Here is a 13,703-nt window from a genome sequence, read left to right as displayed (position 1 = left end):
CGGGGGCCGCTGGGCGCGATACGGGAGGGGGCGGGCAGGCGGTCAGCCCGCGAACGGGGGCAGGGGCAGGCCCTTGCCCGCGCCGGGGACGACGAGCAGCGAGCCGGCGAGCGGGTGCGGCGCCTCCAGGCCCGTACGGGCGTTCGTGATGTACAGGTCGGTCAGGTCCGCGCCGCCGAACGCGCAGGCCGTGGGGCGTGGCACGGGCAGCTCCACGACCCGGTCGAGCGCGCCGGAGGGGGTGTAGCGGCGGACCGCGCCGCCGCCCCAGAGGGCGACCCAGACGCAGCCCTCGGCGTCGACGGTGAGCCCGTCGGGGAAGCCGTCGCCCTCGTCGACGACGGCCAGTGGCCGCCTGTTGCTCGCCCGCCGCCCGTCGAAGTCGAAGACGTCGATCCGTCGCGTGGGGGTGTCGATGTAGTACATGAGGCGGCCGTCGGGGCTCCAGCCCGTGCCGTTGCTCACCGTCACGTCGTCGAGGACGGTCTCGGCCGTGCCGTCGGGGGCGATCCGGGAGAGCGAGCCGCCGCCCGGCGCCTCGTCGTAGCGCATGGTGCCCGCCCACAGGGAGCCGTCGGGCGCCACCGCCGCGTCGTTGGCGCGGCGCCCGGGGACGGCCTCGTGGTGCAGCCACCGGAAGCCCTCGCCGCCGGGGGACGCCCCACCGGAGCCGGAGCCGGAGTCGGGGCCGGGGCCGTCGAGGGAGTCAGGGCCGTAGAGGCCCACCCCGTCGCGGAGGTTGACGACCAGGCCGCCGCCCGCCCGCGGCTTGGCGGCGCCCACGTGCTGCTCGGTGGTCAGCACCGTGCGCCGGCCGGAGACCGGATCGTAGGTGAACACCCGGCAGCCGAGGATGTCGATCCAGATCAGCCGCCGGCCCTCGGCGTCCCAGGTGGGGCCCTCGCCGAGGGCGGCCTCGGCCCTGACGGCCACTTCGTACGCGGGTACCCGTGTCATCCGACGCTCCGATGTCCCAGACGCTCCGACAGCTCGGCCGCGCCCTTGGCGGCCAGCCCTTCCAGTTCGACCTTGCGGTCCTCGCTCCAGCGGATCATCGGCACGGAGATGGAGAGCGCGGCCACGACCTGGCCCGTGCGGTCGCGCACCGGCGCGGCGACACAGCTGACGTCGGGGTTCGACTCCCGGCTCTCCACCGCGACGCCGCGGGCGCGGATCTCCGCGAGGGCCTCGCGCAGGGCGGCCGGCTCGGTGATGCTGTTCGGGGTCATCCGGATCAGCTCGGCGTCGTCGGGGATGCGCGAGGCCAGCTCGGGCCCGGGCAGCGAGGCGAGCAGCATCTTGCCCACGGAGGTGCAGTGCGCGGGGAGGCGGCGGCCGGCGGCGGACACCATGCGCACGGCGTGCGTGGAGTCGACCTTGGCGATGTAGATGACGTCCGTGCCCTCCAGGATCGCCACGTGCACGGTCTCGTCGCAGGTCTCCGCGACGGACCGGGCGACCTGCTGCCCCTCGGCGGCGAGGTCCAGTTGTTCGGAGTAACGGCTGCCGAGCTGGTACGGCCGCACGCCGAGCCGGTAGCGTCCGGGCTGACCCGGTACGGGCGTGATGTACGACCGGGCCGCGAGCGTGGTCACCAGTTCGTGCACGGTGGTGCGCGGCAGCTGGAGCCGGCGCACGATGTCGGGGGCGGAGAGTGTGCCGTCCCCGTCGAGGAAGAGCTCGAGTATGTCGAGAGCCCTGGTTACGGCAGGTACGAGGCGTCCCACAACTGGCCCCCTCCCTTGCGTTCGAAATTTCAACAGCCGATCGGCATAGCGAACACAGGCTACTCACCATGGTTACGCAGGGCAATGGGCGCGCCCGTGACCGGCGCCCCGGTACCCCGCCCGCCGGCCTGCCGCGGACGGGGGCGCGTACAGACGCGCGGGAGGGAGGGAGGGGCCTCCCGGCGCCGGGCTCTCAGCGCCGGGCCCGGGGGTCACCCAGCTCCCCCCGCAACCGCTGGGCCCGCAGCACCAGCTCCAGCTCGAAGCGCCGGTCCGGATCGTCCACCTCGTCGCCCCACAGCTCCCGGATCTGCCGCAGGCGGTACCGCACGGTCTGCGGATGGACCCCCAGCCGGGCCGCCACCTCGGGCGCCCCGCCCCGGGTCTCCAGCCAGGCCAGCATCGTCTCCGCCAGCCGCCGCCCGTGCGTGGGGCCGCAGTGGGCGAGCGGCTCCAGGCACCGCAGCGCCAGGTCGTCGATCAGCTCCTCGGGCTGGAGCAGGACCAGCGCCTCGGTGTGCTCGGTGCAGTACAGCACCTCCCCCGACGGCAGCAGCCCCCGCTCCATCAGCCGCACGGCCGCCTCCGCCCAGCGCAGCGACTTCGCCGCGTCGGCCAGCGGTACGGGCGGCCCGATCGCGCCCGCCCATCCCGTCAGCGCCCGGTGCAGCAGTTCGGGGCGCCCCGCGGCGTCGGGTTCGGGCACCACCATGCGGGGCTGCTCGTACTCCATGTCCAGCAGCACGCCCTGGCCCACGGCGGGGGCGACGGCCTCCCGGGCGGGCCGCAGCAGGACGCCGACCGCGACCCGGCCGGGCAGCGGCCAGCCGATCCGCGCGGCCCGTTCGGCGAGGGCCTCGGACGGATCGCCCCGGTGGTGCTCGGCGAGGAGCAGTTCCATCAGCCGGCGCTGCAGGCGCAGCCGCTCGCCCGCCTGCCGGGCGGCGGCCTCGGCATAGCCCCGTACGGACTGGTCGACCAGCCCGTCCAGGTACTCGTACCCGGCGTCGACCAGCTCGTACATCGCGGGCGGCGGGATCTCCACGCGCTGCCCGATCTCGGCGAAACGGCGCCAGGCGAGCCGGACGCCGAGCCGGTAGATCGCCTGGAGCGCGTCGAGGCTGCGGCCGTTCAGGCCCTCGCCCCGGCCGAACTCCTGGAAGACCCCCGGCGGGACGCTCGGCCGGCCCTCGGCGGTCTCCAGGTGCTGGACGAACACCTCGATGGCGCGGCGGATCCCGATCAGCGCCATCGGCTCGCCGGAGTCGTCGAGCACGACGGGCAGATGGGGGTACTCGTGCTGGATCTCCTGGAGGATCTCCTCGGCGAGCACGGGCGCCTCGGCCATCGCGAGCGCGGCGAACTGCCGCACCTGCAGGCGCGGTACGTCGTGCCAGGCCGAGCGCACGGAGACGGATCCCTGTCGGAGGGCGGCCATGGTCAGCGCTCCCGGCCGGCCGTCTCGTAGGTGATGAGCGGGGTGTTCGGCTGCTCGGGCGTCGCGTCGAGCAGCGCGACGATGCCGAGGGCGGCGCCCACGGCGAGCAGGGCGGCGACGGTCACGGTCAGCAGGGCGGCGAGCAGTCTGGGCATCGCGGGTCAGCCTCTCTGTCGAAAGGTCACTCCCACCCTGGCGCTCCGCCGGAGCGCTGTCCGGGATCCGCCGGGCGTCCGCGGCCGGCCGTGGCCGGTCGGGCCCGAGCGGTGAAGCCGTGCACGGCACGGCCCGTGCCCCTTCGGGGGGCGGTCCGCCCCGGCGTCACCGGCCCCGTCCGGCAAGCACCCAGTGTCGACAACACATTGACACTTCGTCAAGGGTGCGCCTACGGTTCCCGGCCCATACCGCACCTGCACCCTCCCACCGTGCCGGCACACCCGCGTGCCGTGTCGCCGACGAGCCCTTGGAGTGCCCGGATGCGCCGCAGAGCCCGCCCGTCACCCGAACACCGTCCCGTCCGCAGGTCCTCCGGGCCACGCCCTCCCCTCGCCCTCCCCCTGGTCGTCCTGGGTCTGGGCGTCTTCCTGCTCGTGCTGGCCCCGCTGCTCGCCTGGTACGTCGAACCACGCGCCCAGCGCACGCCCGTCGACATCGACACGACGACCGTGTTCACCGGCACGGGCACGTATTTCGACACCGAACGGATCGAACCCGTCAGCGGCAAGAAGCTCACCATCACCCGGCAGGTCCGCGGCGACGTCGCCGACAGCGAGAGGAGCGGCCGGGCGGTCTGGGACGTCTCCACGTCCGTCGACAGCGACAAGTCGCTGCCCGCGGCCGATCCGCACGACTCGCTCCAGTGGACCGTGGAACGCTGGGTGACCGACCGGAGGACGAACAAGCCGGTCCACTGCTGCCAGGAGGAGCCCTACTTCGAGGGCGAGGCGTACCTGAAGTTCCCCTTCGACGTGCAGAAACGCTCCTACATCTGGTGGGACAACACGCTCGGGTCGACCGTCACCCTGAAGTACGACGGCAAGAAGCGGATCCAGGGGTACGAGGGCCTGAAGTTCACCGGCACCGTGCCCGCCACCAAGACCGGCACCCGGCTCGTGCCGGGCAGTCTCGTGGGCGTGGAGGACGTCGGCCAGGTGCTCGCCGAGGAGTGGTACGCCAACCACGGCATCGAGCTGGTGGCCGACCAGCGCACCGGCCGGATCATCTACGCGGCCATCGGGCCCCGCAAGACGCTCCGGGCGCCCGGCGGCGAGGAGGACGCCGTCACCCTGCTCGACAGCAAGCGCATCGCGTTCGACACCGAGACCCAGAAGGAGCAGGTGGAGCTCGCCGACTCGGACAGCGGCCTGCTGCGCCTGGTGGGGCGGACACTGCCCCTGGTGGCCGGAATCACCGGTTTCGTCCTGGCCGTGACGGGTGCCGTTCTGGTCGCCCGGCGGCGGCCGCGTCCCGAAGCGCACGAGAGCTCCCAGCAGTCGCTCACGATGTGATGAGACGTCAGCTCGACAAAGACCCGAAATTGTCACTTCGGTGAGTAGCCGCGGCGAACGGGCGGGCGAAAACTGTCCATCCCACCCGGACACGGCCCACCCGTGCCCCGCCGCAGCAGGCCCCCCACGGCTCCGCCGAACGCCCCGCACGCACGACCCGGCAGAACGGCACCACCGACCGGTTCCACCGACCGCACCGACCGACCGCACAAACCGCACAGACCGACCGCACCGGGAGACCGCCACCCCACCGTCCACGCACCGAGCCGTACCGACCGACCCCCACTCCCACGCTGGTTCCGCACCCCGAGACGAGTTGGAGCACCCATGCCCCAGCACGTGCCTTCGTCGTTGCGCACCGCCTTCCCCAGCTCCGCGCAGCGACACCCGGCGCTTCCCCCACAGCCGCGCCGCATCGTCTTCCTCGCCCGCCGCGACTTCGGCAACGAAGCCGCGGGCGGCTCCGAACTGCTCGTCGACAGACTCGCCGAGGGCCTGACCCGCCTCGGCCACCAGGTCACCCTGCTGTGCGGCGGTCCCGCCTCCCCCTCCCGCGGCTACCGCGTCGTGTCGGCGGGCGGGGACCTCGGCCACTACCTGCGCGCCCGATCGGTGTTCCGGCGCCGGATCGGCGACTGCGACCTGCTGGTGGAGGTCTGCAACGGCATGCCGTACCTGGCGCCGCTCTGGCACCGCGGACCGACCTTGTGCCTGGTCAACCACGTGCACACCGATCTGTGGCGGATGCGGTTCGGCGGGCCGCTGGCGCCCGCCGCCCGGGTCGGGCGAAGACTCGAACACTGGGCGCTGGCGGGTGCGCGGCGCCACGGCCTGCTGGTCGCCGTCTCCCCGTCGACGGCTCAGGCGCTGCGCGCGATAGGGGTGGAGCGCGAACGCATCCGGGTCGTGCACAACGGGGTGGAGGAACCGGGCCCGCCCGCCGAGCGCTCGCCGGAGCCGATGTTCCTGGCGATGGGGCGGCTCGTCGAGTACAAGCGGATCGATCTGCTGCTGCGCCTGTGGGAACGGGTCCGTCCGGTCACCGGCGGCCGGCTGGTCGTCGTCGGCGACGGACCCGAGCGCGCCCGCCTCGAACGGCTCGCCGGTCCCGGTGTCGAGTTCACCGGCCATGTCTCCGAGGTCGAGAAGCACCGCCTGCTCTGTGCCGCCTGGCTGCTGCTGCACCCCTCCGCCGTGGAGGGCTGGGGCCTGGTGGTGACGGAGGCGGCGGCCCGCGGGACCCCGACCGTCGCCTTCGACGTACCCGGTCTGCGCGACTCGGTCGTGGACGGCGAGACGGGCCTGCTGGCCCGCGGCGAGTCCTCGTTCGCCGCGGCCTGGTGCACACTCGCCCTGTCCACCCACCGCCGCACCCTCATGGGCAAGGCGGCCGGTGACCGCGCCGCCCAGTACCGCTGGAGCCGCACGGTACGCCAGTTCAGGACGGTGGCCGCGGAGGCGGTGAGGGGCTGGACGCCATGACCGCGCGGCGCGGGGACGGGCGGCGCGGGAACGGGAAGCGCTGGAACGGGGGGCGCGGGAACGGGGGACCGGGGCCGGGCACGGGCTTCCGGGACCCCTCGCTGCGCCGTTCCCTCGCCCTCCTCCGCGCCTTCCGCCACGAGCAGGACGACCCCGAGGGCTGCTACTCGCTGCTCGCCCGCGACGCCGCCGACCAGGTGGAGGCGTACGACGGACCGGTGAAGGGCCGGATCGTCGTGGACGTGGGCGGCGGGGGCGGCTATTTCACGGAGGAGTTCCGGCGGCGCGGCGCCCACGGCCACCTCTTCGAGCCGGACCCGCGCGAACTCGGCCCCGCGCCGCCGCGGGGGTCCGTCGTCGCCGACGGGTACCTGCTGCCGCTCGCGGACGGGGTGGCCGACGTCTGCTTCTCCTCCAACGTCCTGGAGCACGTCGCCGACCCGCAGACCTTCCTCAGCGAGCTGGTCCGCGTCACACGGCCCGGCGGGCTGATCTACGTGTCGTTCACCAACTGGCTGTCCCCCTGGGGCGGTCACGAGTGGGCGCCCTGGCACTACCTGGGCGCCGAGCGGGCCCGCGCCCGCTACCGGCGCCGTACCGGCAGGGCGCCCAAGCACGCCCTCGGCGAGAACCTCTTCGCCGTGCACATCGGACCCACCCTGCGGCAGGTGCGCGCCCGGGACGACGTCTGGGTCGTCTCGGCGCGCTCCCGCTACTGGCCGTTCCTCGCCCAGGCCGTCGCCCGGGTGCCGGGACTGCGTGAATTCGCCACCTGGAACCTCCTCCTCATCCTCCGGCGGTGTCCATGACCAGCACGGTCCAGGCCCCTCCCCCGGCGACCACCCGCCCGCTCGCCCCGGACCCCGGCCCCGCGCAGGGGCCGCGGTCCAGGCGGTGGCTGCTGGGGTTCTGGGCCGTGGTCCTGGTGCTCCTCCTCGCCGTGGACCCGGGCCGGCAGACCTTCGACACGAAGCTCGGCGTCGCGCTCGCCCCCCGGAGGTTCCTGTCCGACCTGGGCCAGCTCTGGCACGACCAGGGCGGCTTCGGCGGCATCGCGGACCAGTACGTCGGCTACGCCTTCCCGATGCTGCCGTACTACTGGCTGACCGACCTGGTGAACCTGCCGGTGTGGCTGGCCGAGCGGCTGTGGATGTCGCTGATCGTGTCGGTCGCCTTCTGGGGCGCGCTGCGGTTCGCGGAGCGCCTGGGCGTCGGCAACTCCGCGTCCCGGCTCCTGGGCGCGCTGGCGTACGCCCTGTGGCCGGTGTTCACGGTCGTCGTCGGCTCGACCTCGGCCGCCGCCCTGCCCGGCGCCTTCCTGCCGTGGGTGCTGCTGCCCCTGACGGACGACCGGTACGGCGCCCGGGTCGCCGCCCTGCGCTCGGCGCTGGTCATCCCCTTCATGGGCGGCGTGAACGCGGCCTCCACGCTGGCCTCCCTGCTGCCGGTCGGCCTGTACCTGCTGTCGCGGCCGCGCGGCCCGCGCCGGCGCGGGCTGATCACCTGGTGGGTGCCGGGCGTCCTCCTGGCGACGGCCTGGTGGGTCGTCCCGCTGCTGCTGCTGGGCGTCCACGGCGAGAACTTCCTGCCCTACATCGAGGACGCGCGGACCACGACGGACACCATGGCGGCCACGGAGGCGCTGCGCGGCGCCGGCAACTGGGTCGCCTACCTGCACTTCGGCGAGGCATGGCTGCCCGCGGGCTGGAGCGTGGCGGCCTCGGCGGTCGTCGTCGTCTCCTCGGCGCTGGCGGCCGGTCTCGGCCTGGCCGGGCTGGCCCGCCGGGACATGCCCGAGCGGCGCTGGCTGGTGCTGACCGTGCTGTCGGTCGCGCTGATCACCCTGGCCGGGTACGGCGGCCCGTTCGGCGCGCCCTTCCACGGGACGGTCCAGGGCTGGCTGGACGGCTGGCTCGTCCCGTTCCGCAACGTCTACAAGTTCCAGACCGGTCTGGCGCTCGCGCTGGTCCTCGGCCTGGCCCATCTGGTCGGGGTCGCCGCCCGGGCCGACGGCGCCCGGCCGGTGCGCGGACGCCGGTACGCGGCCCTGGCCGCGGCCGTCCTCGTCCTGCCCGGTCTCGCCTGGCCGTACCTCAACGGGTCGATCCTGCAACCGGGTTCGTTCCAGGAGCTGCCCAGGTACTGGAAGGCCACGGCGGACTGGCTGGAGAAGCACTCCCCGGACTCCCGCGCACTCGTCGTGCCCGCCACCGCGCACGGCATCTACACCTGGGGCTCCCCCATCGACCAGCCCCTGGACGTGCTGGCGGACTCCCGCTGGGCCCAGCGGGACTACGTGCCGTTCGGCACCCCGGGCAACCGGCGCGCGATGGACGCCGTCGAGCAGGCCCTGCTGACGGGCGGCGCGGTGCCGGGCCTCGCGGACTACCTGGGCCGGGCGGGCGTCCACTACGTGGTCGTGCGCAACGACCTCGACCCGGACCAGCTCGGCTACGTGCCGACCACGACCGTGAAGCGGACCCTGGAGGAGTCCGGCTACCGGCGCGTCACCGGCCGCGGCCCGGTGATGACGGGCGGGCGCATCGCGGAGGACACCCCGATCCAGGTGGAGGGGCTGTACCCGCGGCAACGGGCCGTCGAGATCTACGAGCCGGCGGGCGCCGGCGTGGAGCGCCCCGGCCAGGCGGGGCTGAAGGCCGTCGCGGACACGGCCGTCGTGTCCGGCGGGCCCGAGGCGCTGCTGCCGCTGTCCGCCGACCCGGCGATGCGCGACCGGGCGACCGTGCTGACCGGCGACAACCACCCCGGTCTCGGCGCTTCCCCGCTCCAGGTGAGGGGCGACGGGCTGCGGCGCGCCGACACCCGGTTCGGCCTGGTCAACGGCAACACCTCGTACACGTACACCCGCGGCGAGCGCAATCCGCCGGACAGCCTCCAGGGCGCCGGCGAGAAGCCCCACCAGATCCTGCCGACGGACGGGGTACGCCACCAGACGGTGGCCGAGCTGCGCGGGGCGCGCTCGGTGACCGCCTCGTCGAGCGGGAACTGGCTGTTCCACCTGCCGCAGTACGACCCGGTGAACGCCTTCGACGGCGACCCGGCCACCGCGTGGGCCGAGGGGTCGGCGGGCTCGGCGGACGGGCAGTGGCTGCGGATCGGCTTCACCGAGGAGACGGAGGTCCCCCCGTCGATCCGGGTCACCCCGCTGCCGCAGGAGAACGTGCGCCCGGCGCCGACCCGGGTGCGCGTGGAGACCGAGCGCGGTTCGCGGACGAGCACGCTCCGGGCCGACGGCTCGCGCCAGCGCATCAGGGCCCCCGAGGGGATGACGGACTGGCTGAAGGTGACCGTCGTCGACTCGACGGCCCGCCGCCCCGGTCTGTCCGGTGCGGGCTTCTCCGAGATCGGCGTCCCGGACGTCCAGGTGACCCGGCTGCTGCGGCTCCCGAGGGACGCCGAGGACACCGACGCGGCCGCCGAGACGGTCTCCCTGCACCGGGCCGCCGACCCGGGCGGCCTCTCCCCGGCGGGCACGGAGGCCGGGCTGCACCGCCGCTGGACCTCGCGGGCGGCCGGCACGTACACGGTGAGGGCGAGCGCCGTCCCCGTACCGGGCGGCCCGCTCGACGCGCTGCTGTACGACGTCGCGCCCGAGCAGCGGGACCGGATCGTCGCGACGGCCGGCTCGACGGCCCGGCTGGGCACCGGTCTGTCGCCGCGCAACCTCACCGACGGCGACCTGACCACCGCCTGGATCGCCGGGGACGACCCGACCGTCCGCCTGCGCTGGGCGGAGAAGAAGCAGGTGCGCGAGATGGTCCTCGCCGCGGCCGGCGGACTGTCCACCCGGCCCACCGAGGTGAACATCCAGTCCCCGGACGGCTCGACGACCGCCGGCGTGGACGAGAACGGCATGGTCCGCTTCGCCCCGATCACCACGGACCGGCTCGACGTCACCGTCACCGAGACGGCCCCGCTGACCCTCCACCACCCGCTCGCGGGCGAGGACCTGCAACTGCCGGTCGGCCTGACCGAGGTGTACCTCCCCGCCCTGGAGGAGTACCGCACCCCGAAGCCGGACTCCCCCCACGCCTTCGAGCTGCCCTGCGGCGAGGGCCCGACGCTCGCCGTCGACGACGAGCTGTACGAGACGGGCGCCAAGGGGACGGTCGGCGACCTCATGGAGCGCCGGCCCGTCGAACTGACCCTCTGCCAGGAAGGGCGCGCGGACCCGGAGCTGCCGCTGGACGCGGGCTCCCACCGGGTCGAGGCGGGCGACGCCGGACCGCTGGCCGTCACCGATGTGACGCTGACCCGCGGCACGGTCACCACACCCACGGCACTCGACCGCGAACTGGGCATACGGGACTGGCTCGGCGACCGCCGCGAGGTCACCGTCGGCTCGGGCGCGGCCTCCTACCTGACGACGTACGAGAACTTCAACGACGGCTGGGAGGCCACGCTGAACGGCCGCGCCCTCGATCCGGTACGGCTCGACGGCTGGCAGCAGGGCTGGCGGATCCCGGCGGGCGAGGGCGGCACGGTGAAGCTCTCCTACGGGCCGTCGAGGGTGTACGAGGCCGGGCTGATCGGCGGTGGGCTCGCGGTCCTCGTGCTGGCCGGGCTCGTGCTGTTCCGGCGGCACTCGCCCAACCCGGACGGGCCCCCGCCGGCGCCGCCCGCTCCCGGCCCCGCCCTGGGCACGGTCGCGCTCACCCTGGTGGGGATCGTGATCGCCGGGTTCCTCGCGCTGCTGGTGCCGCTGCTCGCGCTGCTCGCCCGGCGGCGGCACACCCTGCTGGTGCCTCTCGCGTTCCTGGCACTCGCGGGGGCCGGGGCCGTCGCCGCGGCGGGGGCCGGGGAGCCGGTCGCCGAGGGCGCCGGGGCGTTCGGGCGTACGGCGCAACTGCTGTCCCTGGTGGGCCTGTTCGCGGGTCTGGTGTCGGTCGGCGAGTCCTCGTACGGCACGCGGGGCGGCGGCGGCCGGGGCGGCCGGCGTCCGGGGGCGAGTGCCCGTCCGGAGGTGGGCACGCATCCGGGGACGAGCGCGCCGGCGCCGCTGCCGCCGGGGTCCGAGGCCCGGACGGAACCCCTGCCGCCGTACCGGCGGCAGGGGGAGAACGCGAACCCCGGGGCGCCCGGAGCACCCGGGGCGCCGCCGCCCCCCTTCGCGTCGACGGAGCCGCCACGGGCCGCGTCCGGCCCGACCGTCCCGGCCCGCGGGCCGGGGGTCCCGCCACCCGGGCCCCTGCCCGACCCGCGCCCTGGGGCCCGGCCCGACCCGCCCACCTTGCGTATCCCGCTCCGCAAGCCGGAACCCGGCGGGGCGGGGACCGGAGGAGCGGGGGACGGAGGAGCGGGGGGCGGCAGAACGGGGGACGGCAGAACGGGGGGCGACGGGGAGCCCGCGCCGCCCGAGGACCGCAGGAGGACGGAGGAAGGAGGCCCCGCATGACCGCGCTGGACCACCCGGCACGCGACGGCACGGACGGCCCCGTGGGGCCGCCCGCCCGCATCCCGTTCCCCATGGTGGACGAGGTCGCCCGGCACTGCCTCCAGGAGGGGGAGCCGGAGACCGTCCACATCGAGGTCCACCTCCCGGGCCGCCTCGACCCGGACCGCCTGCGCCGGGCGTTCACCCGGGCCCTGCACCGCCACCCCCGGATCATGGTGCGCGAGGCGGCCCGCCCCTGGTACGGCAGGCGGTACGAGTGGGAGCTCACCCCGGCGGCCGACGTGGAGGCCGTCCTGTTCCCCGAACCGGACCGGGACGCGCTGAAGCACGCCCGGGACAGGGCGCTGCGCGACGCCCCACCGCTGTCGGCCTCGCCACCGGTCCGGCTGGAGGTCGTCCGCCTGCCGGAGACCGCCGGCACCGGTGGTTCCCGCGATACCGGTGGTCCCGGCGGCACGGTCCTGTTCCTCACCATCAACCACACCGCCCTCGACGGTCCGGCCTGTCTGCGGGTCCTGGCCACCGCGGCGGAGCTGTACGGCGGCCGGGACAACTCCCCGGCGGCGCCCCCGGTCCGTACGGGCGCCGAGACCCCGCGCGTCCCGGACACCCCCTCCTCGTGGGCGCCGCCCGCCCGGGTGGCACGCGGGGCCCCCACGCCTTCCCGCCACCAGGGCAACGGCATGCTCGTCACCGAGCTGAGCGTCCCGCGCCGGCCCGAGGGCGCCCCGTACACCGTGAACGACCAGCTCATGGTGGCGACCGCGCTGATGATCGCGCACTGGAACCGGGAGCACGGCGCCCGTCCGCGGCCGCTGCGCATCACGATGCCGGTGGACGACCGCTCCCGCGGCACGGACATGCCGATCGGCAACGGCACCCGCCTGGTCGAGGTCCCCTTCGCCCCCGGGGAGCTGGACGCGTCCGACATGGCCGGGCTGCTGCGCCGCACCGCGGACCGCACCCGCGCCCTCAAGGCCCGGTCGCGTCCCCAACTGGGGCACGGTGCCTCGCTGCTGACGGCGCCGGTGGTCCCGGTGGCCTGGCGGGCCGCGTTCACCAGAGGGCTGCGGAAGGCCGCCGGCCCTTGGACGTCGACCACCCTGCTGAGCAACATAGGCCGCGTCCCGTACGCCCTCGACTTCGGGGAGGGGGCGGGGCGGGCGCACGCGGTGTGGTTCTCGGCGCCGGCCCGCATGCCGCGCGGGCTGACGGTGACCACGGCCTCCACGGCGGGCCGTCTGCACGTGGCGCTCCGCTGGTCCCGCGCCCTGCTGAACCACGGCGACGGCAGCCACCTGCGCGACCTCTTCGAGCACTACCTGCACGCGACGCAGCACGCCCCGGAGCGTCCCGCCGACCGCCCCTCCGGAAGTGCCCCATGACCACGGCCCCGCCCCGCCGTCCCCCGCACGGGCTGCGGGACTTCTACGAGGACCCGGCCGTCCCGGTCGCCTCGGGCACACCCCGCAGCCTGCGCCAGGCGCGGATGCTCGCCGCCGCGCTGGGCCCGGCCACGGCCGGTCCGCGCACGGTCGTCGACATCGGCTGCGGCGACGGCACCGCCGCCGCGACGGCCGCCCCGCTCCTCGCCGGCCACCACCTCGTCGGCGTCGACTGGTCCCAGGACGCCCTCAGACGCGCCCGCACCCGCCTCCCGTACGCGGTGCGCGGCGAACTCACCGACGGAGGACTGCCGTTCGCGGCCGAATCCGCCGACGCCGTCCTGTTCAGCGAGGTCGTCGAGCACCTCGTCGACCCGGACGCGGCGCTCGACGAGATCCGCCGGATCCTGCGGCCCGGCGGTCACCTCATGCTCTCCACCCCCAACCTGGCCGCCTGGTACAACCGCGCACTGCTCCTCGCCGGTGTCCAGCCCGTCTTCTCCGAGGTGAGCCTGCGTGCGATCCACGGCCGCCCCGGCTCGGAGGTGGTGGGGCACCTGCGGCTCTACACGGCCCGTGCGCTGCGGGAGTTCGTGACCGCGTCGGGCTTCGAGGTCGTGGCGCTGCGGGGCGCGCCCTTCCACGGTGTGCCCCGGCCGCTGCGCCCGCTGGACCGGCTGGCGTGCCGCGCCCCGTCGATGGCCTCGATCCTGCTGCTGCACGCGCGAAGGACGTAGACCGTGTGGT

10 protein-coding genes are annotated in these 13,703 nt (G+C 75.0%); 6 read left to right on the top strand and 4 right to left on the bottom strand.

The annotated features are described in order from the left end of the window. Positions 1-42: 42 nt before the first annotated feature. The 4 genes from KM933_RS26040 to KM933_RS26025 form a co-directional block, all read right to left on the bottom strand. Positions 43-957 (bottom strand): SMP-30/gluconolactonase/LRE family protein, encoded by a 915-nt coding sequence (locus KM933_RS26040; RefSeq protein WP_221356261.1) that lies wholly within the window; start codon positions 955-957, stop codon positions 43-45. Beyond that, complete coding sequence (locus tag KM933_RS26035) at positions 954-1,727, bottom strand: IclR family transcriptional regulator (protein ID WP_221356260.1); 774 nt, start codon at positions 1,725-1,727, stop codon at positions 954-956. The genes KM933_RS26040 and KM933_RS26035 overlap by 4 nt, the downstream gene beginning before the upstream one ends. 193 nt (positions 1,728-1,920) lie before the next feature. After that, positions 1,921-3,165, bottom strand: coding sequence for a PucR family transcriptional regulator (locus KM933_RS26030; RefSeq protein ID WP_221356259.1), 1,245 nt, complete (start codon positions 3,163-3,165; stop codon positions 1,921-1,923). A gap of 2 nt (positions 3,166-3,167) precedes the next feature. Continuing rightward, positions 3,168-3,320 carry a hypothetical protein gene (locus KM933_RS26025; RefSeq protein ID WP_221356258.1) on the bottom strand — a complete coding sequence of 51 codons (153 nt, stop codon included), beginning with the start codon at positions 3,318-3,320 and terminating at the stop codon, positions 3,168-3,170. A gap of 321 nt (positions 3,321-3,641) precedes the next feature. On the opposite strand from KM933_RS26025, the gene pgfA reads away from it, so the two are divergent. From pgfA to KM933_RS25995, 6 genes are all read left to right on the top strand, one after another. After that, a complete protein-coding gene (gene pgfA / locus KM933_RS26020; RefSeq protein WP_221356257.1) occupies positions 3,642-4,673 on the top strand; it encodes a cell envelope lipid trafficking protein PgfA in 1,032 nt (343 codons plus the stop codon). Positions 4,674-5,000: 327 nt separating this feature from the next. Continuing rightward, entirely contained in the window at positions 5,001-6,155 is a 1,155-nt protein-coding gene (locus KM933_RS26015; RefSeq protein ID WP_221356256.1) for a glycosyltransferase family 4 protein, read from the top strand. After that, positions 6,152-6,964: a class I SAM-dependent methyltransferase gene (locus KM933_RS26010; RefSeq protein ID WP_221356255.1), complete on the top strand. Its 813-nt coding sequence runs from the start codon at positions 6,152-6,154 to the stop codon at positions 6,962-6,964. The genes KM933_RS26015 and KM933_RS26010 overlap by 4 nt, the downstream gene beginning before the upstream one ends. After that, entirely contained in the window at positions 6,961-11,571 is a 4,611-nt protein-coding gene (locus KM933_RS26005) for an alpha-(1->3)-arabinofuranosyltransferase domain-containing protein (protein ID WP_221356299.1), read from the top strand. The genes KM933_RS26010 and KM933_RS26005 overlap by 4 nt, the downstream gene beginning before the upstream one ends. Further along, the gene (locus KM933_RS26000) at positions 11,568-12,956 is read left to right on the top strand and encodes a condensation protein (RefSeq protein WP_221356254.1); all 1,389 of its coding nucleotides are present in this window, start codon (positions 11,568-11,570) and stop codon (positions 12,954-12,956) included. The genes KM933_RS26005 and KM933_RS26000 overlap by 4 nt, the downstream gene beginning before the upstream one ends. Further along, on the top strand, positions 12,953-13,693 hold the full coding sequence (locus KM933_RS25995; protein WP_221356253.1) for a class I SAM-dependent methyltransferase: 741 nt from the start codon (positions 12,953-12,955) through the stop codon (positions 13,691-13,693). Before KM933_RS26000 ends, KM933_RS25995 begins: the two co-directional genes overlap by 4 nt. Positions 13,694-13,703: the final 10 nt, after the last annotated feature.

It is taken from the genome of Streptomyces beigongshangae (genome assembly GCF_019710745.1).
Classification (GTDB): domain Bacteria; phylum Actinomycetota; class Actinomycetes; order Streptomycetales; family Streptomycetaceae; genus Streptomyces; species Streptomyces beigongshangae.
This window is presented reverse-complemented; position numbering and strand designations above follow the sequence as displayed.